Origin of the sequence: Amycolatopsis sp. NBC_00345 (assembly GCF_036116635.1) — a bacterium.
GTDB lineage: Bacteria > Actinomycetota > Actinomycetes > Mycobacteriales > Pseudonocardiaceae > Amycolatopsis.
In genome coordinates this window covers 10,207,446-10,227,344 of record NZ_CP107995.1, presented here as the reverse complement: position 1 = coordinate 10,227,344, position 19,899 = coordinate 10,207,446, and the positions used below count along the sequence as shown (strand labels likewise).

At 71.1% G+C, this 19,899-nt stretch carries 21 protein-coding genes and 1 riboswitch; of the genes, 2 read left to right on the top strand and 19 right to left on the bottom strand.

What is annotated here, in order from left to right; all coding sequences use genetic code 11:
* Positions 1 to 3 precede the first annotated feature (3 nt).
* The 6 genes from gcvP to OG943_RS46720 all read right to left on the bottom strand — a co-directional run bounded on the left by gcvP (position 4) and on the right by OG943_RS46720 (position 7,820).
* Positions 4 to 2,835 (bottom strand): aminomethyl-transferring glycine dehydrogenase, encoded by a 2,832-nt coding sequence (gene gcvP, locus OG943_RS46745; RefSeq protein ID WP_442874853.1) that lies wholly within the window; start codon positions 2,833 to 2,835, stop codon positions 4 to 6.
* Positions 2,836 to 2,975: 140 nt separating this feature from the next.
* Positions 2,976 to 3,068, bottom strand: a riboswitch (glycine riboswitch).
* Between the two features lie 121 nt (positions 3,069 to 3,189).
* On the bottom strand, positions 3,190 to 3,528 hold the full coding sequence (locus OG943_RS46740) for a hypothetical protein (protein ID WP_328607294.1): 339 nt from the start codon (positions 3,526 to 3,528) through the stop codon (positions 3,190 to 3,192).
* Positions 3,529 to 3,577: 49 nt separating this feature from the next.
* Positions 3,578 to 4,345, bottom strand: coding sequence for a 3-oxoacyl-ACP reductase (locus tag OG943_RS46735; RefSeq protein WP_328607293.1), 768 nt, complete (start codon positions 4,343 to 4,345; stop codon positions 3,578 to 3,580).
* 25 nt (positions 4,346 to 4,370) lie between these two features.
* The gene (locus tag OG943_RS46730; RefSeq protein WP_328607292.1) at positions 4,371 to 5,732 is read right to left on the bottom strand and encodes an aldehyde dehydrogenase family protein; all 1,362 of its coding nucleotides are present in this window, start codon (positions 5,730 to 5,732) and stop codon (positions 4,371 to 4,373) included.
* Positions 5,729 to 6,475 carry a gamma-glutamyl-gamma-aminobutyrate hydrolase family protein gene (locus OG943_RS46725; RefSeq protein WP_328607291.1) on the bottom strand — a complete coding sequence of 249 codons (747 nt, stop codon included), beginning with the start codon at positions 6,473 to 6,475 and terminating at the stop codon, positions 5,729 to 5,731. Before OG943_RS46725 ends, OG943_RS46730 begins: the two co-directional genes overlap by 4 nt.
* Positions 6,456 to 7,820 carry a glutamine synthetase family protein gene (locus OG943_RS46720; RefSeq protein WP_328607290.1) on the bottom strand — a complete coding sequence of 455 codons (1,365 nt, stop codon included), beginning with the start codon at positions 7,818 to 7,820 and terminating at the stop codon, positions 6,456 to 6,458. The genes OG943_RS46725 and OG943_RS46720 overlap by 20 nt, the downstream gene beginning before the upstream one ends.
* 212 nt (positions 7,821 to 8,032) lie before the next feature.
* On the opposite strand from OG943_RS46720, the gene OG943_RS46715 reads away from it, so the two are divergent.
* Positions 8,033 to 8,554 carry a general stress protein gene (locus tag OG943_RS46715; RefSeq protein ID WP_328607289.1) on the top strand — a complete coding sequence of 174 codons (522 nt, stop codon included), beginning with the start codon at positions 8,033 to 8,035 and terminating at the stop codon, positions 8,552 to 8,554.
* A 655-nt stretch (positions 8,555 to 9,209) separates the two neighbouring features.
* Here the strand turns inward: OG943_RS46715 and OG943_RS46710 are convergent.
* From OG943_RS46710 to mutM, 6 genes are all read right to left on the bottom strand, one after another.
* Positions 9,210 to 10,499 carry a DUF1700 domain-containing protein gene (locus OG943_RS46710; RefSeq protein ID WP_328607288.1) on the bottom strand — a complete coding sequence of 430 codons (1,290 nt, stop codon included), beginning with the start codon at positions 10,497 to 10,499 and terminating at the stop codon, positions 9,210 to 9,212.
* An 82-nt stretch (positions 10,500 to 10,581) separates the two neighbouring features.
* Positions 10,582 to 10,905: a PadR family transcriptional regulator gene (locus OG943_RS46705; RefSeq protein WP_328607287.1), complete on the bottom strand. Its 324-nt coding sequence runs from the start codon at positions 10,903 to 10,905 to the stop codon at positions 10,582 to 10,584.
* 103 nt (positions 10,906 to 11,008) lie between these two features.
* The gene (locus tag OG943_RS46700) at positions 11,009 to 12,202 is read right to left on the bottom strand and encodes an MAB_1171c family putative transporter (protein WP_328607286.1); all 1,194 of its coding nucleotides are present in this window, start codon (positions 12,200 to 12,202) and stop codon (positions 11,009 to 11,011) included.
* Positions 12,199 to 12,768, bottom strand: coding sequence for a hypothetical protein (locus OG943_RS46695; RefSeq protein WP_328607285.1), 570 nt, complete (start codon positions 12,766 to 12,768; stop codon positions 12,199 to 12,201). Before OG943_RS46695 ends, OG943_RS46700 begins: the two co-directional genes overlap by 4 nt.
* A 3-nt stretch (positions 12,769 to 12,771) precedes the next feature.
* Entirely contained in the window at positions 12,772 to 13,209 is a 438-nt protein-coding gene (locus OG943_RS46690; RefSeq protein WP_177231612.1) for a helix-turn-helix domain-containing protein, read from the bottom strand.
* 53 nt (positions 13,210 to 13,262) lie between these two features.
* Positions 13,263 to 14,126, bottom strand: coding sequence for a bifunctional DNA-formamidopyrimidine glycosylase/DNA-(apurinic or apyrimidinic site) lyase (gene mutM, locus OG943_RS46685; protein ID WP_328607284.1), 864 nt, complete (start codon positions 14,124 to 14,126; stop codon positions 13,263 to 13,265).
* A 63-nt stretch (positions 14,127 to 14,189) separates the two neighbouring features.
* On the opposite strand from mutM, the gene OG943_RS46680 reads away from it, so the two are divergent.
* A complete protein-coding gene (locus tag OG943_RS46680) occupies positions 14,190 to 14,966 on the top strand; it encodes an SDR family oxidoreductase (RefSeq protein ID WP_328607283.1) in 777 nt (258 codons plus the stop codon).
* Positions 14,967 to 15,047: 81 nt separating this feature from the next.
* Here OG943_RS46680 and rnc read toward each other — a convergent pair whose 3' ends face one another.
* The 7 genes from rnc to rsmD all read right to left on the bottom strand — a co-directional run bounded on the left by rnc (position 15,048) and on the right by rsmD (position 19,832).
* On the bottom strand, positions 15,048 to 15,806 hold the full coding sequence (rnc, locus tag OG943_RS46675; RefSeq protein ID WP_328607282.1) for a ribonuclease III: 759 nt from the start codon (positions 15,804 to 15,806) through the stop codon (positions 15,048 to 15,050).
* Between the two features lie 14 nt (positions 15,807 to 15,820).
* A complete protein-coding gene (rpmF, locus tag OG943_RS46670) occupies positions 15,821 to 16,003 on the bottom strand; it encodes a 50S ribosomal protein L32 (RefSeq protein WP_020661787.1) in 183 nt (60 codons plus the stop codon).
* A 75-nt stretch (positions 16,004 to 16,078) separates the two neighbouring features.
* Entirely contained in the window at positions 16,079 to 16,696 is a 618-nt protein-coding gene (locus OG943_RS46665; protein ID WP_328607281.1) for a YceD family protein, read from the bottom strand.
* Positions 16,697 to 16,864: 168 nt separating this feature from the next.
* Positions 16,865 to 17,593 (bottom strand): DivIVA domain-containing protein, encoded by a 729-nt coding sequence (locus OG943_RS46660; protein WP_328607280.1) that lies wholly within the window; start codon positions 17,591 to 17,593, stop codon positions 16,865 to 16,867.
* Between the two features lie 153 nt (positions 17,594 to 17,746).
* Entirely contained in the window at positions 17,747 to 18,478 is a 732-nt protein-coding gene (locus tag OG943_RS46655; RefSeq protein WP_328607279.1) for a ribonuclease domain-containing protein, read from the bottom strand.
* A gap of 236 nt (positions 18,479 to 18,714) precedes the next feature.
* The gene (gene coaD, locus OG943_RS46650) at positions 18,715 to 19,197 is read right to left on the bottom strand and encodes a pantetheine-phosphate adenylyltransferase (RefSeq protein WP_328607278.1); all 483 of its coding nucleotides are present in this window, start codon (positions 19,195 to 19,197) and stop codon (positions 18,715 to 18,717) included.
* 68 nt (positions 19,198 to 19,265) lie between these two features.
* Positions 19,266 to 19,832, bottom strand: coding sequence for a 16S rRNA (guanine(966)-N(2))-methyltransferase RsmD (gene rsmD, locus OG943_RS46645; protein WP_328607277.1), 567 nt, complete (start codon positions 19,830 to 19,832; stop codon positions 19,266 to 19,268).
* Positions 19,833 to 19,899: the final 67 nt, after the last annotated feature.

Genomic DNA, 19,899 nt, shown 5'->3' with positions numbered 1-19,899 from the left:
GGCTCAGCCTTCGTAAGCGTTGAGGGGCGGGCAGGAGCAGACGAGGTTGCGGTCGCCGCGCGCGCCGTCGATGCGGCGGACCGGCGGCCAGTACTTGTTCTTGCGCGACACCCCGGCCGGGTACACCGCCAGCTCGCGGTCGTAGTCCGCGTCCCACTCGCCGACCAGCGCCTCCGCGGTGTGCGGGGCGCCGCGCAGCGGGCTGGTCTCGGCGGTCCACCGGCCGGCGGCGACCTGGTCGATCTCGCCGCGGATGGCGATCATCGCCGCGCAGAACCGGTCGATCTCGCCGAGGTCCTCGCTCTCGGTGGGCTCGACCATCAGCGTGCCGGCGACCGGGAACGACATGGTCGGCGCGTGGAAGCCGTAGTCGATGAGCCGCTTCGCGACGTCGTCGACCGTCACGCCGGTCTCCTTGGTGATGCCGCGCAGGTCGAGGATGCACTCGTGCGCGACCAGGCCGTCCTGTCCGGTGTAGAGCACCGGGAAGTGCGGCGAGAGGCGCGAGGCGACGTAGTTCGCGGCGAGCACCGCGACCTTGGTGGCCGTGGTCAGGCCGGGGCCGCCCATCATCCGGACGTAGGCCCAGGAGATCGGCAGGATCGACGCCGAGCCGTAGGGCGCGCCGCTGATCGGGCCGACGCCGGTGGCCGGGCCCGCCTGGTCCAGCAGCGGGTGGTTCGGCAGGTACGGCGCGAGGTGCGCGCGCACCGCGACCGGGCCGACGCCGGGGCCGCCGCCGCCGTGCGGGATGCAGAACGTCTTGTGCAGGTTCAGGTGCGAGACGTCGCCGCCGAACTCACCCGGCTTCGCCAGGCCCAGCAACGCGTTCAGGTTGGCGCCGTCGACGTAGACCTGGCCGCCGCCGTCGTGCACGATCTTCGCGAGCCGCTCGATGCCGTGCTCGTAAACGCCGTGCGTGGACGGGTAGGTGACCATGATCGCCGCGAGCGTTTCGCGGTGGGCGTCCACCTTGGCCTGCAGGTCGGTCAGGTCCACGTTGCCCTCGTCGGTGCACTTGACCACGACCACGCGCATGCCCGCGAGCACCGCCGAAGCGGCGTTCGTGCCGTGCGCGGACGACGGGATCAGGCAGACCTCGCGCTCGGGCTGGCCGTTCGCGTGGTGGTAACCGCGGATGGCGAGCAGGCCCGCCAGCTCACCCTGGCTGCCCGCGTTCGGCTGCAGCGACACCTTGTCGTAGCCGGTCACCTCGGCGAGCCAGGTCGAAAGCTGCTCGACGAGCACGTGGTAGCCCCCGGCGTCCTCGGCGGGCGCGAACGGGTGGATGCCCGCGAACTCGGGCCAGCTGATCGGCTCCATCTCCGCGGTGGCGTTGAGCTTCATCGTGCACGAGCCGAGCGGGATCATGCCGCGGTCGAGCGCGTAGTCCTGATCGGACAGCCGGCGCAGGTAACGCAGCATCGCCGTCTCGGAGCGGTGGGTGCTGAACACCTCGTGGCCCATGAAGCCGCTCTCGCGCACGATGCCGTTCGGCAGCGCGGTGGCCGCGGCCCACTCGCTGTCCACGCCGAACGCGCGGAGCACCTTCGCGAGTGTGTCCGGGCGAGTCAGCTCATCGCAGGCGACGCGCACGTGGTCGGCGTCGACGTGGCCGAGGTTGATCCCGGCCTCGCGCGCGGCGGCGTGGACCTCCGCGGCGCGGCCCGGGACGTGCGCCACGACCGTGTCGAAGAACGATTCGTGCACGACCTCGACCCCGCCGGCGCGCAGCGCGTCCGCGAAGCCGGCGGCCAGTCCGTGCACGCGGTTCGCGATGGCCTGCAAGCCGTCCGGGCCGTGGTAAACCGCGTACATCGCGGCGAGCACCGCCGGCAGCACCTGCGCGGTACAGATGTTGGACGTCGCCTTCTCACGACGGATGTGCTGCTCACGCGTCTGCAGCGCGAGCCGGTACGCGGAGTTTCCGTCGGCGTCCACCGAGACGCCCACGAGGCGGCCGGGCAGCGAGCGCTCCAGCCCGGCGCGGACGGCCATGTACCCGGCGTGCGGGCCGCCGTAGCCGAGCGGCACGCCGAACCGCTGCGTCGAGCCGGCCGCGACGTCGGCGCCGAACTCGCCCGGCGACGTGATGAGGGTGAGCGCCAGCAGGTCCGCGGCCACTGTGTACAACGCGCCCGCGGCCTTCGCGGCCTCGGAAACGGCGTGGTAGAAACCGCGTCCCCGCAGCACACCGGACGCGCCCGGGTACTGCACGACGACCCCGAAGAACTCCTCCGGCAGCCCGGTCAGCAGGTCGCGCACCTGCACGTCGATGCCCAGCGCCGCGGCGCGCGTGCGCACCACCGCGATCGTCTGCGGCAGGCACTCGGCGTCGAGCACGACGACGTTCGACTTGGCCTTCGAAGCCCGGCGCATCAACGTCATGGCCTCGGCGACGGCGGTCGACTCGTCCAGCAGCGACGCGTTCGCGGTGGCCAGGCCGGTGAGGTCGGCGACCATGGTCTGGAAGTTCAGCAGCGCTTCGAGCCGTCCCTGCGAGATCTCCGGCTGGTACGGCGTGTACGCGGTGTACCAGGCCGGGTTCTCCAGCACGTTGCGGCGGATCACGCCCGGGGTGACGGTGTCGGAGTAGCCGAGGCCGATCATCTGCGTCATCGGGCGGTTGAGCGCCGCCAGCGCGCGCAGCTCCGCGGTGGCCTCTTCCTCGGTGGCGGCCGCGGGCAGGTCCAGGTCACGGGTGGCGCGGATGGCCGACGGCACCGCCGCCTCGACGAGGGCGTCCAGGCTTCCGTGCCCGGTTTCGGCGAGCATCTTGGCCCGCTCGGCCTCGGCGGGGCCGATGTGGCGGGCGTCGAAGGGGGTGGAGGTGATGGGAGCTCCTCGGGACGGGCACCGGGCGCAGCGGTGCACTGGGAACTCCCCCTCTGTCATGGGCACCTGAGAGTTTCACCGTGCGCAGCACGGCTTTCACCTTGGGTGAGGCGCGGGTGCGCCTGCTTTCCAGAGTGGCCTCGCGCGAAGCGGTAGTGGGTACCTGAGAGATTCCGGGGAGTTTGCTCCTTCGGTGCCCCACCGCGTACATGGGGCTCTCCCGCTCCGGCTCGAACGGCCCGATTTTCAGTTGTCTGCGCTGCTGGGTGCTGCGGTGCGGCCACCGTACCTGCCGCTTTACGCGCGAGTCTACCTCTCCCGGCCTACGACACACCCCGAGCCATGACGGCGGGCCTACCCCTTCTCACGCTTGGCCAACTCGGCCAGCCCTTCGACCGACAAGTCGGGCCACGGCGGACGGCGAAGCACCGCGAGGGTCGAGATGACCGCCGCGGCCAAGCCGACCACCGTACCCATCAGCGCTATCCGGTTCGCGTCGACGGCGGGCTCCCACGAGGTCTTGCCGTCGTGGATCACGAACACCCCGACCGGCTTGGGCACATCGCCGCGCACGCCGGCGATCCGGACGACCGGGATGACCACGGCACCGTCCGGCAGCTCGAACGGCTCGCCGAAGACGCGCTGCGTGAGGTTGCCGGACGGTAGCCGGTCCAGGCTCTGCCGAAGGTTCATGGCGGTCAGCATCTCACCGGGACCGGCCCCCATGCGCCGGTTTCAGGTATTACAGCGGCGTGACGTAGGCGCCCGAGATCCCGCCGTCCACCAGGAACTGCGAAGCGGTGATGAAGCTGGCGTCGTCGCTGGCCAGGAAGGCCACGGCGGCCGCGATCTCCTCGGGCTCGGCGAACCGGCCGACGGGCACGTGCACCAGGCGACGGGCCGCGCGCTCCGGGTCCTTCGCGAACAGCTCCTTGAGCAGCGGGGTGTTCACCGGGCCGGGGCACAGCGCGTTGACGCGGATGTTCTCCCGCGCGAACTGGACTCCCAGCTCACGGCTCATCGCGAGCACCCCGCCCTTGGAGGCGGTGTAGGAGATCTGCGAGGTCGCGGCGCCCATCACGGCGACGAACGACGCGGTGTTGATGATCGACCCCTTGCCCTGGCGCCGCATATGGGGCAGCGCGGCCTTGCAGCACAGGTACACCGAGGTCAGGTTGACCCGCTGGACCCGCTCCCAGGCCTCGATGCCGGTGGTGAGGATCGAGTCGTCCTCCGGCGGCGAGATGCCGGCGTTGTTGAACGCGACGTCGACCGAGCCGAACTGCTCGACGGTCGTGGCGAACAGGGCCTCGACCTGCTCGGCGTCGGTGACGTCGGTCGGCACGAACAGGCCGCCGACCTCGTCCGCCGCCGCCTTGCCCTGCTCCGGCGTGAGGTCGCCGATCACGATCTTCGCGCCCTCGCTCGCCAGCCGCCGGGCCGAGGCGAGGCCGATGCCGCTCGCGCCGCCGGTGATCACCGCGACGCGGCCTTCGAAACGCTGCACCATCTCTTGCTCTACTCCTCTGTGCTAGCTAAAGCGTGTTCAGGAAAACGTTCTTGGTCTCGGTGAACGCGGCCGCGGCGTCCGGGCCCAGCTCACGGCCGAGGCCGGACTGCTTGAACCCGCCGAACGGCGTCCAGTACCGCACCGACGAGTGCGAGTTCACCGACAGGTTCCCGGCCTCGACCCCGCGCGCGACGCGGAACGCGCGCCCGACGTCGCGGGTCCAGATCGAGCCGGACAGGCCGTACTCGGTGTGGTTCGCCATCCGGACGGCGTCGGCCTCGTCGGTGAACGGGACCACGGCGACCACCGGGCCGAAGATCTCGTCCGCGGCCAGCGGGTCGGCCAGGTCCTGCGGGGTGACGACGGTCGGCGCGAACCAGAACCCCGGCCCGTCCGGCGCGCTGCCGCGGAAGGCGACCGGGGTGCTGCCGGTGACGTAGGAGGAGACCTTCGCGTGGTGCCCGGCCGAGATCAGCGGGCCCATCTCGGTCTTCTCGTCGCCCGGATCGCCGACGACCACGCCGCGCACCGCGGGTTCGAGCAGCTCCATGAACCGGTCGTACACGGTCGCCTGGACGAGGATCAGGGAGCGGGCGCAGCAGTCCTGGCCGGCGTTGTCGAACACCCCGTACGGCGCGGTCGCGGCGGCCTTCTCCAGGTCGGCGTCGGCGAACACGACGTTCGCGTTCTTCCCGCCCAGCTCCAGCGTCACCCGTTTCACCTGCGCCGAGCAGCCCGCCATGATCTGCTTGCCGACCTCGGTGGAGCCGGTGAACACGACCTTGCGCACGCCCGGGTGCTCGACGAATCGCTGTCCCACCACGGAGCCCTTGCCGGGCAGCACCTGGAAGACGTCCTCGGGGATACCGGCCTCGCGGGCCAGCTCGGCCAGCCGCATCGCCGTCAGCGGGGTCAGCTCGGCGGGCTTGAGCACCACGGTGTTGCCCGCGGCGAGCGCGGGCGCGAAACCCCAGCCCGCGATCGGCATCGGGAAGTTCCACGGCACGATCACGCCGACCACGCCCAGCGGCTCGTGGAAGGTGACGTTCACCCCGCCCGGCACCGGGATCTGCTGCCCGATCAGGCGTTCCGGCGTGGCCGAGTAGTAGTTCAGCACGTCGCGGACGTTGCCCGCCTCCCACCGCGCGTTGCCGATGGTGTGCCCGGAGTTGGTGACCTCAAGCTGCGCGAGGTTCTCGATGTCGCCCTCGACGGCGTCGGCGAACCGCCGCAGCAGCCGCGCCCGGTCCCCGGGGGCGACGTCACGCCAGGCCGGGAAGGCCGCCTGGGCCCTGGCGATCGCCGCGTCGGTCTCCTCGGCGCTCGTCAGCGCGACCGACCGCACCACCTGCTCGGTGGCGGGGTTGATCACGTCGAACGTGCTCATTCGTTCTCCTCTTCTTCTGCTGCTGCTACTGCTGCTGCCTCGACCAGTGCCTTGAACAGCCGGACGTCGCCGGTGTCCTGTTCCGGGTGCCATTGGACCCCGAGCAGGAAGTCTTCGCCCGGCGACTCGGCGGCCTCGATGGTGCCGTCGGCCGAGTGCCCGGTCGCGATCAGCCCGTCACCGAGCCGGTCGATCGCCTGGTGGTGGTAACACAGCGTTTTCGTCTCCGGCCCGAGGATCGCGGCCGTACGGCTGCCTTCGGTGAGCGAGACGGTGCCGGGGCCGAAGACCGCGGGCGCGGGCTGGTGCGCCGTGTCCCCGAGGGTCTCCGGCAGGTGCTGGGCCAGCGTCCCGCCGAGCGCGACGCTGATCACCTGCAGGCCGCGGCACACCCCGAGCACCGGCACGTGCGCGCGGCGCGCGGCCGCGAGCAGGCCGAACTCGAAGGCGTCGCGGCCCGGCCGGGTGTACGTCTTCTCGTGTGGAGCCTGGCCGTACCGGGCCGGGTCCACGTCGGCGCCGCCGGTGAGCACCAGACCGTCCACAGTGGATACCAGCCGGTCGTACGCGTCGCTCACCGGCGGCAGCAGCACGGGAATGCCGCCCGCGGCCACCACGCAGTCGAGGTACACCTGGTGCAGCAGCGCGGCCTCGGTGTCCCAGGCCAGGAACTTCGCCCGCTCCAGGTACGAGGTGAGGCCGATGACCGGGGCGCCGGCGCCGTCAGAGCCGTTCGAAACCACGGACCCGCTCCCAGTCGGTGACGGCCTTCTCGAACGCCTCCCGTTCGATCCTGGCGGCGTTCAGGTAGTGCTCCACCACGTCGTCGCCGAACGCGGCGCGCGCGATCTCGCTGGTCGCGAGCAGGCCGGCGGCCTCGCCCAGCGTGGTCGGCACGGTCGGCTTGGCCGAGGAGTAGGCGTTGCCGGTGAACTCCGGCTCCAGCGGCAGCTCGTTCTCGATGCCGTGCAGCCCGGCGGCGATCAGCGCGGCCACTGCCAGGTACGGGTTCACGTCCCCGCCCGGTACCCGGTTCTCCACCCGCAGCGACTCGCCGTGACCCACCACGCGCAGCGCGCACGTGCGGTTGTCGGTGCCCCACGCGACGGCCGTCGGCGCGAAGCTGCCGGGCACGAACCGCTTGTAGGAGTTGATGTTCGGGGCGAGGAAGTAGGTCAGCTCGCGCAGCGCGGCCAGCTGCCCGGCGAGGAAGTGCTCCATCAGGGGCGCGAAGCCGTGGTCGCCGCCGCCCGCCAGCACGGCGTTGCCCTCGGTCGAGCGCAGGCTGATGTGGATGTGGCAGGAGTTGCCCTCGCGCTCGTTGTACTTCGCCATGAAGGTGAGGCTCTTGCCCTCCAGCGCGGCGATCTCCTTGGCGCCGTTCTTGTAGACGCTGTGGTTGTCGCACGTGGTGAGCGCGTCGGCGAAGCGGAACGCGATCTCCTGCTGGCCGAGGTTGCACTCGCCCTTCGCCGACTCCGGGTACAGCCCGGCGCCCGCCATGTCGTTGCGGATGCGGCGCAGCAGCGGCTCGAGGCGCGCGGTGCCGAGCATCGAGTAGTCCACGTTGTACTGATTGGCGGGCTTGAGGTCGTGGTAACGCTTGTCCCACGCGGCCTCGTAGCTGTCGTCGAAGACGATGAACTCCAGCTCGGTGCCCACGAACGCGGCCAGCCCCCGCTCGGCGAGCCGGTCGAGCTGGCGGCGCAGGACCTGCCGCGGCGAGACGGCGACCGGGCCGCCCTGGACGCGCTCGACGTCGGCGAGCACCATCGCCGTGCCCTCTTGCCACGGCACCCGGCGCAGCGTGGCGAAGTCGGGCCGGAGCACGAAGTCGCCGTAGCCGCTCTCCCACGACGAGATCGCGTACCCGTCGACGGTGTTCATGTCGACGTCCACCGCGAGCAGGTAGTTGCACGCCTCGGTGGCGTGGCCGACCACCTCTTCGAGGAAGTACTCGGCCGAGCAGCGCTTGCCCTGGAGCCGGCCCTGCATGTCGGTGATGGCCACCAGCACGGTGTCGATCGTGCCCGCCTCGACCTGCGCCCGGAGCGCCTCGAGGGTGAGGAAGCCGCGCCTGCTTACCATCGCACCGTCCAAAGGTTTGGATCCGATCCTTTGCGGGTTCTTCCTACCGGGCCGACCCGGTGAGGTCAATCCAATCAAAGGTATTTTTCAGATCCATTGCCCGGACGTCGTGTATGTCCGGGTTGCCCGGCTGAGAAGAATCTGTGAATCGTGGTGGAATGGGACCAAACTCGCCGTCGCGTGCGTTGTACGGGTCAAGAGAGGTGAGAGGGATGACTGAAGCATTCACGCAGACCACGGCGGGCCGGGCTCAGGCACGGCCGCAGCTCCCGACCATGCCGACGGGCTGGCCGATCGGCTCCTACGAGTCCTACGAGCAGGCACAGCGCGCGGTCGACCACCTCGCGAGCACGGACTTCCCGGTCACCGACGTGACGATCGTGGGCGTCCAGCCGATGCTCGTCGAGCGCATCGCGGGCCGGATGACCTGGGGCAAGCTGCTCAGCAGCGCGGCCATGTCCGGTGCGGTGTTCGGCCTGTTCCTCGGCCTGGTGCTGAGCCTGATGAACCCGGGCGCGGGCCTGATCCCGATCCTGCTGGGCCTGGTCGCCGGCGTCGGCTTCAACCTGCTGTTCGGCGCACTGGGCTACGCGGCGAACCGCAACAAGCGCGGTTTCACCTCGCAGAGCCAGCTGGTCGCGCAGCGCTACGACGTGCTGTCGCAGCCCCGTAACGCCGAGAAGGGCCGCGCCTTGCTCGCGGACCTGTCAGCTCGCTCGGGTCTGCTTCACTGACGTTCGTCCCCCCAGTCCGGGCGTCCGGGTCCTCGAGACCTGGGCGCCCGGGCTTTTTTCTGCCGCGCCCTGGTCGGGCGACTTTCGTCTCCCGATGCCAACGCTGACGCTGCCGCCACGGCGCCCATCATCGCGCGCCGCTTCACCGGGAAGGCGGACAACGTGCACGGCCTGGACTGGCGATCGTCCTGCCACCGCTGATGAGCCCGGCCCACCGTCAAACCCACGGCAGCCCACCCGAGGACAACGCCCGCCGCCCGCGCACCCGCTGGTTCGAGCCGACCTGCTCGCACAGGTCGGTCTTCTGGGAAGGCGAGATGCCGCTCTGCGGCCAGCGCCCATGCCTGTGGCGGTGGTGGCGCCGGTACGGCATTCCCGCGTTGGCCTTACTCGTGGGACTGACCGTGTACCTCTCGGTCGAATACGGCACACCGCCGTGCCCGCCCGGATGGGAACCCCTCGGACTCGGCGACTGCGTCAGGCGCTGACCGGACGCACCCAAGCCCCCGGGATATAGAAACGGGGGAGCGGCCCCGACCTCCGCTCCCCCGCCCCTGCGCTGCTCTACCCCTCCGGCAGCGCGACCCCCGCCGCGCTACCTCGTGAGTGGAGCAAGTCCCTGCACCCCAACCCCGCAAGCAGGGCCAGCCCATCCCTACCGCGTGGGCGGAGCAGGACTCGTCGGCGTAACCGGGGCCGAACCGCTCGGCTTAGGGCTTTCCGGCGGGCCGGACGGCTTGCCCGTCGGAGCGGTCGCCGGCGCGGGGACCGGCTTCGGGATCGCCGCCGCGAACGGGACGCCGGTTACCTCGTGGCAGTAGCCGCGGTAGCCGTTGTAGCCGTCGAGGTTGCCGTTGGCGTCCTGCGTGCCCTGCACCAGCTGCGGCCGCGGGAAGCGGTTGTCCACGCCGCGCTTGGCCTCCGTGCCCGTGTCCTGCTCGCAGCCGTAGCGGGTGATGGTGATCGGGCGGCCCTGCTCGTCGTAGAGGTAGACGTCGGTGAGCGGCTTGCCGTCGGCGTCGAACGCGTAGACGTTCTTCAGCTCTTCGTTGCCGTAGCGCAGCTGCTGGTTGCCGTACTGGTCGTCGGAGGCGTACGACGTGACGTACGACGGTGTACCCGAGTTGTACGAGTAATGACCGACCCGGTCGATCATCGCGCCGACCCCGCCCAGCCCGCCGCCGACCACGAACGCCGACACCGGCACCACGATCCACAGCAGCCGCCGGTCGCCGGGCGCGCGCGGGCCGGCCCACACCACCGCGACCGCGGCCGCGATCAGGAACGGCAGCAACAGCAGCGCGTACGAGTGCCTCAGCATCAGGAACAGCCCGAACGCCACCAGCACCGCCGCGCAGGCCACCCACCAGGCGGGCTTGAGCGTGCCGAGGTAGGCGAGCGTCCGGTCGCCCTTGCGGTCCTCGCGGAACTTGCGGATCGTGTCGCGGACCCGGACCGCCTCGGGCAGCGCGAGCACCGCCGCGATGCCCCGGCGGTGGAGGAACCACAGGCTCAGCGCGAACACCGGCGCCAGGAGCAGCAGGCCCATCAGCGCGCCCGCGTTGACCGACACTCCCGCGCCGAACGCGAACAGCGCCAGCCCCGCGGCACAGAACACCATGCCCCACAAGGCGAATCGAGCCCCGAACAGGCTCTGCCCCTTGGCGGTCTTGAGCACGGCGGTCGCCGTCTCGCCGGCCCCGTCCGCGGGCGGCAGCGGGTAACCACCGGACGACCGGAGTTCGGCGGCGTAGCTCTCCGGCGTGCCCAGCCGCTCGATCAGCGCCTCGACCCGCGCGGACTGCCCCAGCTCCGCCTCGATCTCGGCCAGGTGCGGCCGGACGTCCTCCAGGATCTCTTCGACCTCCCCCGCGGGCAGGTCGGCGAGTGCGGTGCGGACCCTCGCCAGGTACACCCGCACGGCGGTGGGCTTCTCCGTACTCATGCTGCCTCCTGTGTCACGCGGGCCACCGGCCCCCAGCCGGCGGCGGCACGGATTCGCGTTGCCGTGTAAGGACTTTCCGCGCTCATGCCGCCTCCCCCAACAGATCGTTCATGGTCGACGCGAAGCTCTGCCACGTCTTCCCCGACTCGGCGAGCCGCGACCGCCCCGGCTCGTTCAAGCTGTAGTACTTGCGGTGCGGGCCTTCCTCGCTCGGCACCACGTACGACGTCAGCAGCCCGGCCTTGTACAGCCGCCGCAACGTCCCGTATACCGACGCGTCCCCCACTTCCTCCAGGCCGGCCACGCGAAGTCTTCGAAGCACGTCATAGCCGTACCCGTCGTCGTCGCGCAGCACCGCCAGTACAGCCAGATCCAGCACTCCCTTGAGTAGCTGACTGATCTCCACGGGCACCCTCCAGTCTTACGTTTGGAACGGTACCACGCATAGCACAGTAGTGCGCACGGCGGAGGGCTGTTCGGTCCATCGAATCCGTGGACGGTGCTAAGGCTCAGGCCGAAACGCCCAGCTCCCGCTGCGCCTCGCCGCGGATCTGGTGCACCACAGCCGAGTGCCGCCACGCCCGGGCGACCCGCACCAGCCACGCCGCCTCGGCCAGGACGTCCGCGTCGACGGGCTCGCCGGCCGGGCCGTCGGCGTCGTCGGGCTGGTAACGGTGGCCCGCTTCGCTCGCGACGAGGGCCGCGGCCAGCGCCGCCGCTTCGGTGGTCGCCACCACGTCCCCGTCCGGCACCCCCGCGCGGCGCGCGAGCGCCTCCACCCGCGCCGGCAGGTCCGGGTCGAAGTACGGGCGCAGCGCGAGGTGCCCGTCGCGGATCTCGATCACGCGGCGGTACAACGCGAACTCCACCCCGCCGAGCCCACGGGCCGGGTCGAGGGCGATGCCCGGCACGGCGTCGCGCAGGACTGTCCACAGTGGCTCGATCCGGCGGTAGCCCCGGTACGCGCGCAGCCAGCGCACCGGCGCGGCGAGCGATGGCCCCCACGCCGACAGCGTCGCGCCCGCCACCGCCAGCACCACACACGTCGCGCCCAGCGCCGCCGACGGCAGGTCGTCCGTCGCGTCGACCCGGCCGGTCTGCGCGACCATCCGGAGATCGTCGAGGTCCCACAGCGTCCACGCCACCGCCGCGACCACACCCGCGACGATCAGCCACAGCCCCAGCCGTAGCGGCCCGCCCCTGGCGCGCGCGGCGAAGCGCGCGAAGACCACGGCCAAAAGGATCAGGCTCGGCACGCCGTAGACGATGAACACCAGCTCGTACAGGAAGTAGTACGGCCGCCCGGCCGCAGTCGCCACCGTGTACTCGCCGGACCGGACCGGCGAGGCGAGGACGAACAGCACGGCCTCCGCCAGCAGCGCCAGCCACGTCACCACCGCGTGCCAGCCGAGCTTCGCGCCGTCGCCCAGGCGCATCGACCGCGCGAACGCCACCACGAAACCGATGGCGCCGATCTTGAACGCGTCACCGGCGAACGTCGCGAACTGCGCGTACCACGGCGCTTGCCCCATCATCGCGTCCAGCGCGGCCGTGCCCACGGTGATGCCCAGCGCGATGCAGATGCCGAAGCCGGACAGGTACCAGAGCCGCTTCACCGGCTGGTCGCGTCCCGCCTCCAGCAGCTTGGCGCTGAAGCCGGCGAACCCCAGCACGCAGGCCAGGTACGCGAGCGTCTCGCTCACGGGTTCCGGCGGCGCGGCTTGCCGCCGAACAGGTTGTCCATCCGGGCCATCCCGCCGGCGAAGCCGCTGCTTTCGTCGGCATCGACCGCCGGCCGGGTGCCCGAGCCGCGGGCCACGCGCTGCGCGATGAGCGACGCGACCAGCTCGGCCTCCTGCTCCTCGACGGCCGTGTACGTGGTCCGGCCGAGGACCCGGCGGACGAGCTCGGCCGAGAGGCTGGGCATCAGCTGACGGCTCGCGGCGGAGTCGATGGCCGCGCCGTCCGCGCCCGCGTCGGAGCCGACGTGGCCGCACAGCAGGTGCCCGACCTCGTGCAGCAGGATGTGCCGGCGGTGCAGCGCCGTGGTGTTCGTCGGATAGAGGATGTAGTCGGCGCGCTCGGTGCTCATCAGCAGGCCGCAGGGCCCGCCGGACGGGGTGTTCACCGGCATCAGCTCGATGGGCCGGCCCCGGTCGGCGGCGATGCCCGCCACGAAGCGCTCCGAGTCGAACGGCTCGGGCAGCGCCGCGGTCGCGGCCAGCCGGCGGCACCGTCGCCACAGCTGTTCACGCTGCCGGTCCGGCACGGCTCAGCCCTCCTTCTGCGCACCGCCGCGGCCGGCCTCCCTCCGCGCGATCGCGTCGATCATGTCGCTGATCGTGTCGAGCCCATCGGACGAGAGGGTGACCGCGCGCAGGGCCACGTCACGGACCCCGGCGTCGCGCAGCGCGCCCAGGAGGGCCAGCTCCTCGGCGATCTTCACACTCTGCTCGTCGTCGAAGAAGTATGCCGGAGGAACACCGAAGAACTGAGCGAGAGCCTCGAGATGACGCTTCGTGGGGTTGTCGCGACGCCCCGTGCGCAGCTGCCAGAGGTACGTGGTGGAGAAGCTCTCCCCCGTCGCCTCGCGGCAGGCGCGGGCGACCTCCTCGTGGCTGTACTGCTCACGGTCGGGCCGGCGCACCACGTGGAACAGCTGGTCGATCTTGCCGGAAAGTGAAGTCTTGCCGGACTCCGTGGCCACCATGCAACGCCCCCTTCAGCTGCTTTTCATCCTAGTTGATGCCATTCAGGGATGCATCAACGCGAGCTGCGTGGCCGCGGCTGGCAGCGCGGGCAGGAGTAGGACGACCGGTTCATGAACGGCTCCCGCCGGATCGCCGTCCCGCAACGGCTACACGGCAGCCCTTCCTGGCCGTACGCGTCGAGGGAGCGCGCGAAGTAGCCCGATTGCCCGTTCACGTTGACGTACAACGCATCGAACGACGTGCCACCGGCCTGCAGCGAGGAGTCCATCACCTCGGTGGCCGCCGCGACCAGCGTGCGGCCCTGCGCGGCGGTGAGCTTCTCGGCCGGCCGGGCCCAGTGCAGCTTCGAGCGCCACAGCGCCTCATCGGCGTAGATGTTGCCGACGCCGGACACCAGGGTCTGGTCCAGCAGCGCGCGCTTGACCTCCGTGCGCCGCGAGCGCAGCGCCCGGGCGGCCGCCTCCGCGTCGAACCTCGGGTCCATCGGGTCACGCGCGATGTGCGCGATGGTGCCGGGCAGCCGCTCGCCGTCGGACGTCACCAGCTCGTCGAGCGCCAGGCCGCCGAACGTGCGCTGGTCGACGAACCTCAGCTCCGGCCCGTCGTCGGCGAACCGGACGCGCACGCGCAGGTGCTTCTCGTCCGGCGCGCCCTCGGGCTGCACCAGCATCTGGCCGCTCATGCCGAGGTGCGCGAGCACCGCCTCGCCGCCGGAAAGCTCCAGCCACAGGTATTTCCCGCGACGGCGGGCAGCGTCGATCCGCACCCCGGCGAGCCGGCCGGTGAAGTCCTCGGCCCCCAGCACGTGCCGCCGGATGGCGCGCGGGTGCAGGACTTCGACCTTGCTCACGGTGCGGCCGGCGACGTGGGCTTGGAGGCCGGCGCGGACGACCTCCACCTCGGGTAGTTCGGGCATGGTTCCATTCTGCCCGCCGGGTACGACAGTTCCGGACCGGGCGGCGTCACTAAGGTCACCGGCATGGCTGAGGAAAGCGGGCTGCGCGGCAAGCGGGTGCTGGTGACGGGCGGGACACGAGGGATCGGCCTCGCGGTGGTGCGCCGGTTCTCCCAGGCGGGCGCGACCGTCGTGGCCAGCGCGCGCACCGAGGCCGAACTGCCCGAGGGAGTCCAGTTCGTCGCGGCCGACTCCCGCGACCCCGAGGCCCTGGTCCGCCTGGCGCGGGAGGCGGAACGGCTGCTCGGCGGCGTCGACGTGCTGGTCGACAACGTCGGCACGAGCAAGGCCCACCTCGGCGGCCCGCTGTCGGTGAGCGACGAGGACTGGACCGCGACGCTGGAGACGAACCTGCTCAGCGCCGTCCGGCTGGACCGCGAGCTGGTGCCGGGCATGATCGAGCGCGGTTCCGGGGTGGTGGTGCACGTGACGTCCACAGTGGACCGGTTCCCCCAGCCCGTCGGCGCGGACTACGCGGCGTCGAAGGCGGCGCTCTCGACGTACAGCAAAACCCTGGCTTCGGCGATCGCGGGCAAGGGCGTGCGGGTCAACCGCGTGTCCCCCGGCCTGACCCGGACGCCACTCGTCGAGTCCGGGCTCGAGGGCATGGCCAAGAAGCTGGGCATCGACTACGAGACGGCGAGGAGCGCCTTCGTCGAGACCATCGGCGGCATCCCGCTGGGCCGCCTGGGCGAGCCGGAGGAGATCGCCGAGGTGGTGGTCTTCGTCGCCTCGGACCGCGCCAGTTACGTCACCGGCAGCGAGCTGATCGTGGACGGCGGCCAGCTGCGGGTGGTCTGACCAACCCCGGAAACGCCGAGAGCCTGATGTTACTTCCCGGAACGGGAGCGACATCAGGCTCGGCGGAAATCACCGGCGGGGTCAGCCGTCGGTCTTGGGCTGGTCCTTGCCGTCTTCGGTGCCCAGCTCTTCGGAAAGCGCGCGCCAGGCCGTCTCGGCGGCCTTCTGCTCGGCTTCCTTCTTCGTGGTGCCGGAGCCGTGGCCCAGCGGACGGCCGCCGATGAGCACCGTGGCCGTGAACTCCTTGCGGTGATCCGGACCGGTGTCCTCGACGCGGTACTCGGGCACGCCGAGACCGGCCGACGCCGTGAGCTCCTGCAGGCTGGTCTTCCAGTCGAGACCGGCGCCACGCAGCGGGGCCTCGGCGAGCAGGCCGTCGAACAGGTGGTGCACCAGCTTGCGGGCGATCTCGATCCCGTGCGCCAGATACACCGCGCCGATCACGGCCTCGAGACCGTCGGCGAGGATGCTCGCCTTGTCCCGGCCACCGGTCTGTTCCTCGCCCTTGCCCAGCAGCAGGTGGGCGCCGAGCCCGCCTTCACCGAGCGCGCGGGACACACCGGCCAGCGCGTGCATGTTGACCACGCTGGCCCGCAGCTTCGCGAGCTGGCCCTCGGGCAGATCGGGGTGAGTGGTGTAGAGGTGGTCGGTGACGACCAGCCCCAGCACCGCGTCGCCCAGGAACTCCAGCCGCTCGTTCGGCGGCAGGCCACCGTTCTCGTACGCGTACGAGCGGTGGGTCAAGGACAGTCGAAGCAGCTCGGGGTCGAGAACGACCCCGAGCGCGTCGAGTAAGGATGCGGGATCCGCCGGTGCGCCACCAGCTGACTTGCCCCCCATGGCCGGCTGCCCGATCAGGCGGGCTCGACGACCTGGCGGCCGTTGTGCTGGCCGCACGCCGGGCACGCGATGTGCTGGAGCTTGGGCTGGCGGCAGGCGCGGTTGGAGCAGGGCACCAGCTGAACCGGAGCCGCCTTCCACTGGCTGCGGCGGGAGCGCGTGTTGGATCGCGACATCTTCCGCTTCGGGACGGCCACGAGTAGATCTCCTTAAAACGGTCTGCTCGCGCCTCGCGAGCGAACTTTCTTCTCCCGGATCGAGCTGGACGCTCGTCAGGCTTGCTCTCCGGAGCCGTGCGCAGGCTTTTCGCCCGCGTTCTCGTCGAAACGATCGACGAGCGCGGCCCACCGAGGATCTATCTTCTCATGCCCGTGTCCGGGCTCGAGATCGGCCCACTTGACTCCGCATTCGGTACACAGTCCGGCGCAGTCCTCCTCGCACAGCGGCGCGAGCGGGAGCGCCAGCACCACGGCGTCACGGACCGTCGGCTCGAGGTCGATCCGGTCGTCCACCAGGCGGGGAATCTCGTCCTCGTCGGTGGTCTCCTCGGTCGCCGAGCCCGGGTAGGCGAACAGCTCGGTGATGTCGACCTCGACCTCCTCGGTCACCGGGTCGAGGCAGCGCGCGCACGCGCCCTTCGCGGTGGCCGACGCCGTGCCGCTGACCAGTACGCCCTCGACGACGGACTCGAGCAGCAGGTCCAGCTCGACGGCGGAGCCCGCGTCGATGGAAATCACGTCGGGCACGCCGAGCGCGACCTCGACCGGGACGGTGCGACGCACCTCACGGCTCAGGCCGGCGCGCCGGCCCAGCTCACGGGTGTCGATCACCCAGGGGCTGCGGTCGTCGAGCTGCGCAGGCCGGGCTGGGTTAACAGGGTTCTCAGACATCAGTGACCAGGGTACGCAAGGCCCGCCAGCCCTTTAGAGCTGGCCGCACCCAGGCCCCTCGCCGTGGCTTGGGCCCACTCTCCCTGCCACACGCCCTGAAGGCCACCTTGAGGGCATATGCGTCCCTCAAGGTGGCCTTCAGGGCACATGGCCTAGCGGTGCTGTGGGTCAGACCTGGTAGTCGTACAGCGTCGGGCGGCCGCCGTTGCCGCCGAGGTTCGCCGGGGAGCGCAGGTGGTTGCGGCCCGAGTCGACGGTCCGCAGGGTGGTCGCCAGCAGCTCGGAGAACTCCGCCAGCTTGCCGTCCACGTAGACGTCGCACTCGCCGCGCTGGCGGTCGGCCTCGGCGTGCGCCTCATCCACGATGCGGGCGGACTCGGCGTGCGCGGCCTGGACCACCTCGGTCTGGGAGACGAGCCGGACCTGCTCGGCGCGGCCGTCTTCGATGGCGCGGTCGTAGGCGTCGCGGCCGGCCTGGATCATCCGCTCGGACTCGGCGCGCGAGCGGTCGGTGAGGTTCTGGTACTCCGCCTGCCCGCCGGCGACCATGCGCTCGGCCTCGTTGTGCGCGTCGGCCATCATCTGCTCGGCGCGGTCGCGGGCGTCGGCCAGGATGCGCTCGGCCTCCGAGGTCGCGTCGGACAGCGTCCGCTCGGCTTCCTCGTTGGCCCCGGAGACGGTCTCACCGGCCTCCTTGCGGGCCGCGTGCAGCACGTCGTCGCGCTTGTCGAGCACGTCCTGGGCGTCGTCGACCTCGCCCGGCAGGGCGTCGCGGACGTCGTCGAGCAGCTCGAGGACATCGCCACGGGGCACCACGCAGCTGGACGTCATGGGCACTCCACGTGCCTCTTCGACGATCGTGACGAGCTCGTCGAGTGCCTCGAAAACCCGGTACACGGCCACTCCCTCAAGCAGAATTCCCCGTTCGCTGCGGTCCAGTCTGCCCGCTGTGGCCCCTGAACCGGTGAACGCGCGCCGAGCTGGGCGTGTCCCTTTTGAAACGAGAGTGCCGCCCCACCCAGCGGGCGGGGCGGCACTGGGCACGCCGCCTCAGGAGTTGAGGTCGATGGCCTTGAAGGTGCTGTAGTGGTCGGGGGTGTAGACCAGCTCGCCGGCCTTGCCGGTGATCACGCGGTCGTCCGTGCCCACCGGGAACAGCTGGTAGTAGCCCGAGTCGCAGGCCGGGAGGACGCCCTCGCGGTTCTCGTAGGTGGTGCCGGTGGACGCGCCGCCCTTGACGGTGTCCACGACCTTCTTCGCGGCCGCCGACAGGGTGGAGTAGCCGACCTTGGCCAGCTTCGAGAGGTCACCGCAGGCGGTGGTGCCGCCCCCGCCGCCGTCGACGTCGATCACGCTGAACGTCGCGTAGTGGTCACCGGTGTAGAAGTACTCGCCGCCCTGGCCGGTGATGATCCGGCGGGTGCCGCGGTTGCTCGCGCCGGGCGTCGGCACCGTGTACTCGTGGTAGTACGACGTCGCGCAGGACGGGAGGATGCCCTCACGGTTGTCGAAGACGACGCCGTCGTTCTTCGGGTACGGGTACGGGCCGCCCTTCTGGATCAGGTTGTACGTGGTCGTCGCCTCGGCGGGCAGCGAGGACAGCGCCTTGTGCGAGAAGCCCGAGAGGTCGCCGCAGGAGTTCTGCAGGACCGAAGCGGGCGAGGCGGACGCAGCCGGGCCGGCCGGAGCTGCGGGAGCGGCCTGCGCGGCCGTCGCGAACCCCAGGAAACCGACCAGCAGTGCGAAAAGGACACCAGCTAAGCGGGAACGATGGTTGGTCATTTTCGGACCGTAACCCGATCGAATGGTCGACAGGATACCGCCAAGTGAACAGTCGCGGGGAACGGCCGAAGTCCCGACGATGGTCGCCGCCCGATCGGGCGAATGCGCCCGCTCAAGTTGCCGCCGAGGATGCCGTTAAGGCCCCCTTCGCCGCGTCGGACGCGGCGAAGGGGGCCTTAACGGCGTTCCGCACAAACCCGGCGTCGAGCTCGGCGTTCCGCGCGAACCCCCGGGGCTCAGGCCTGTTTCGGGAAGACCTGGTTGAGCCGCTCGAACACCACGGGCGGGACGAGGCTCTCGATGTCGCCGCCGAGCGCCGCGACCTCCTTCACCAGCGAGCTGGAGACGAAGCCGTACGCCGGGTTGTTGGCCATCAGCAGCGTCTCGAGCCCGGTGAGCTCGCGGTTCATCTGCGCCATCTGCAGCTCGTAGTCGAAGTCGCTGACCGAGCGCAGGCCCTTGGCGACGGCCGCGATGTCGTTCTCGCGGCAGTAGTCCACGAGCAGGCCCTGCCACGAGTCGATGCGCACGTTGGGCAGCTTCGCGGTGATCAGGCGCAGCATCTCCATGCGCTCCTCGACCTCGAACAGGCCCTTCTTGCTCTTGTTCACCCCCACCGCGACGACGACCTCGTCGAAGAGGAGGGAGGCCCGCTCGATGATGTCGAGGTGTCCGTTGGTGGCCGGATCGTAGGAGCCGGGACAGACCGCACGCCGCATGCGGCGGACGCTACCAAGCCCAGCGGCCGCGCGCGCAGCACGTGACTGCGCGGCACATGACTACTGCGTCACACCCCTGATCGCGCGCCGAACTCCGCCCAGTACAGCGCGGTGTCGCCGTAGCGCTTGTCGCGCGTCGGCGTGAAACCGGCGGGCCAGTCGGGCGCGCCGTCACGAGCGGCCCGCTCGACCACCACCAGCGCGCCGTCGCCGAGCCAGCCGCCGTCGCCGAGCGCGGCCAGCACCCGGCCGAGCGCGGCGGCGTCCACGGCGTACGGCGGGTCGGCCAGCACCAGGTCGAACCGCGCAGGCGCCGGAGCGGCCACCACGGCCTCGACCGGCGCGGCGCGCACGGTGCCGCCGAGGCCCACGTCGGCGACGTTCCCGCGGAGCACGTCGGCGGCCCGGCGGTCGGCTTCCACGAACCACGCGTCGGCGGCGCCGCGGGAGAGGGCTTCGAGGCCGAGCGCGCCGGAGCCGGCGTAGAGGTCGAGGACCCGCGCGCCGTCCAGCTCGCCGGCCACGTCGAGGGCGTTGAACAGGGCTTCCCGCACCCGCTCGGACGTCGGGCGGGTGCCCTTGGGCGGCACCTTCAGCCGCCGTCCGCCCGCCTTCCCGGCCACGATCCTCGTCACTCCCCCATCTTCGCCGAGGCCTGGGCCGCGGTGTTGGGCAGGACATGCTGAACCACGCGCGCGCAAC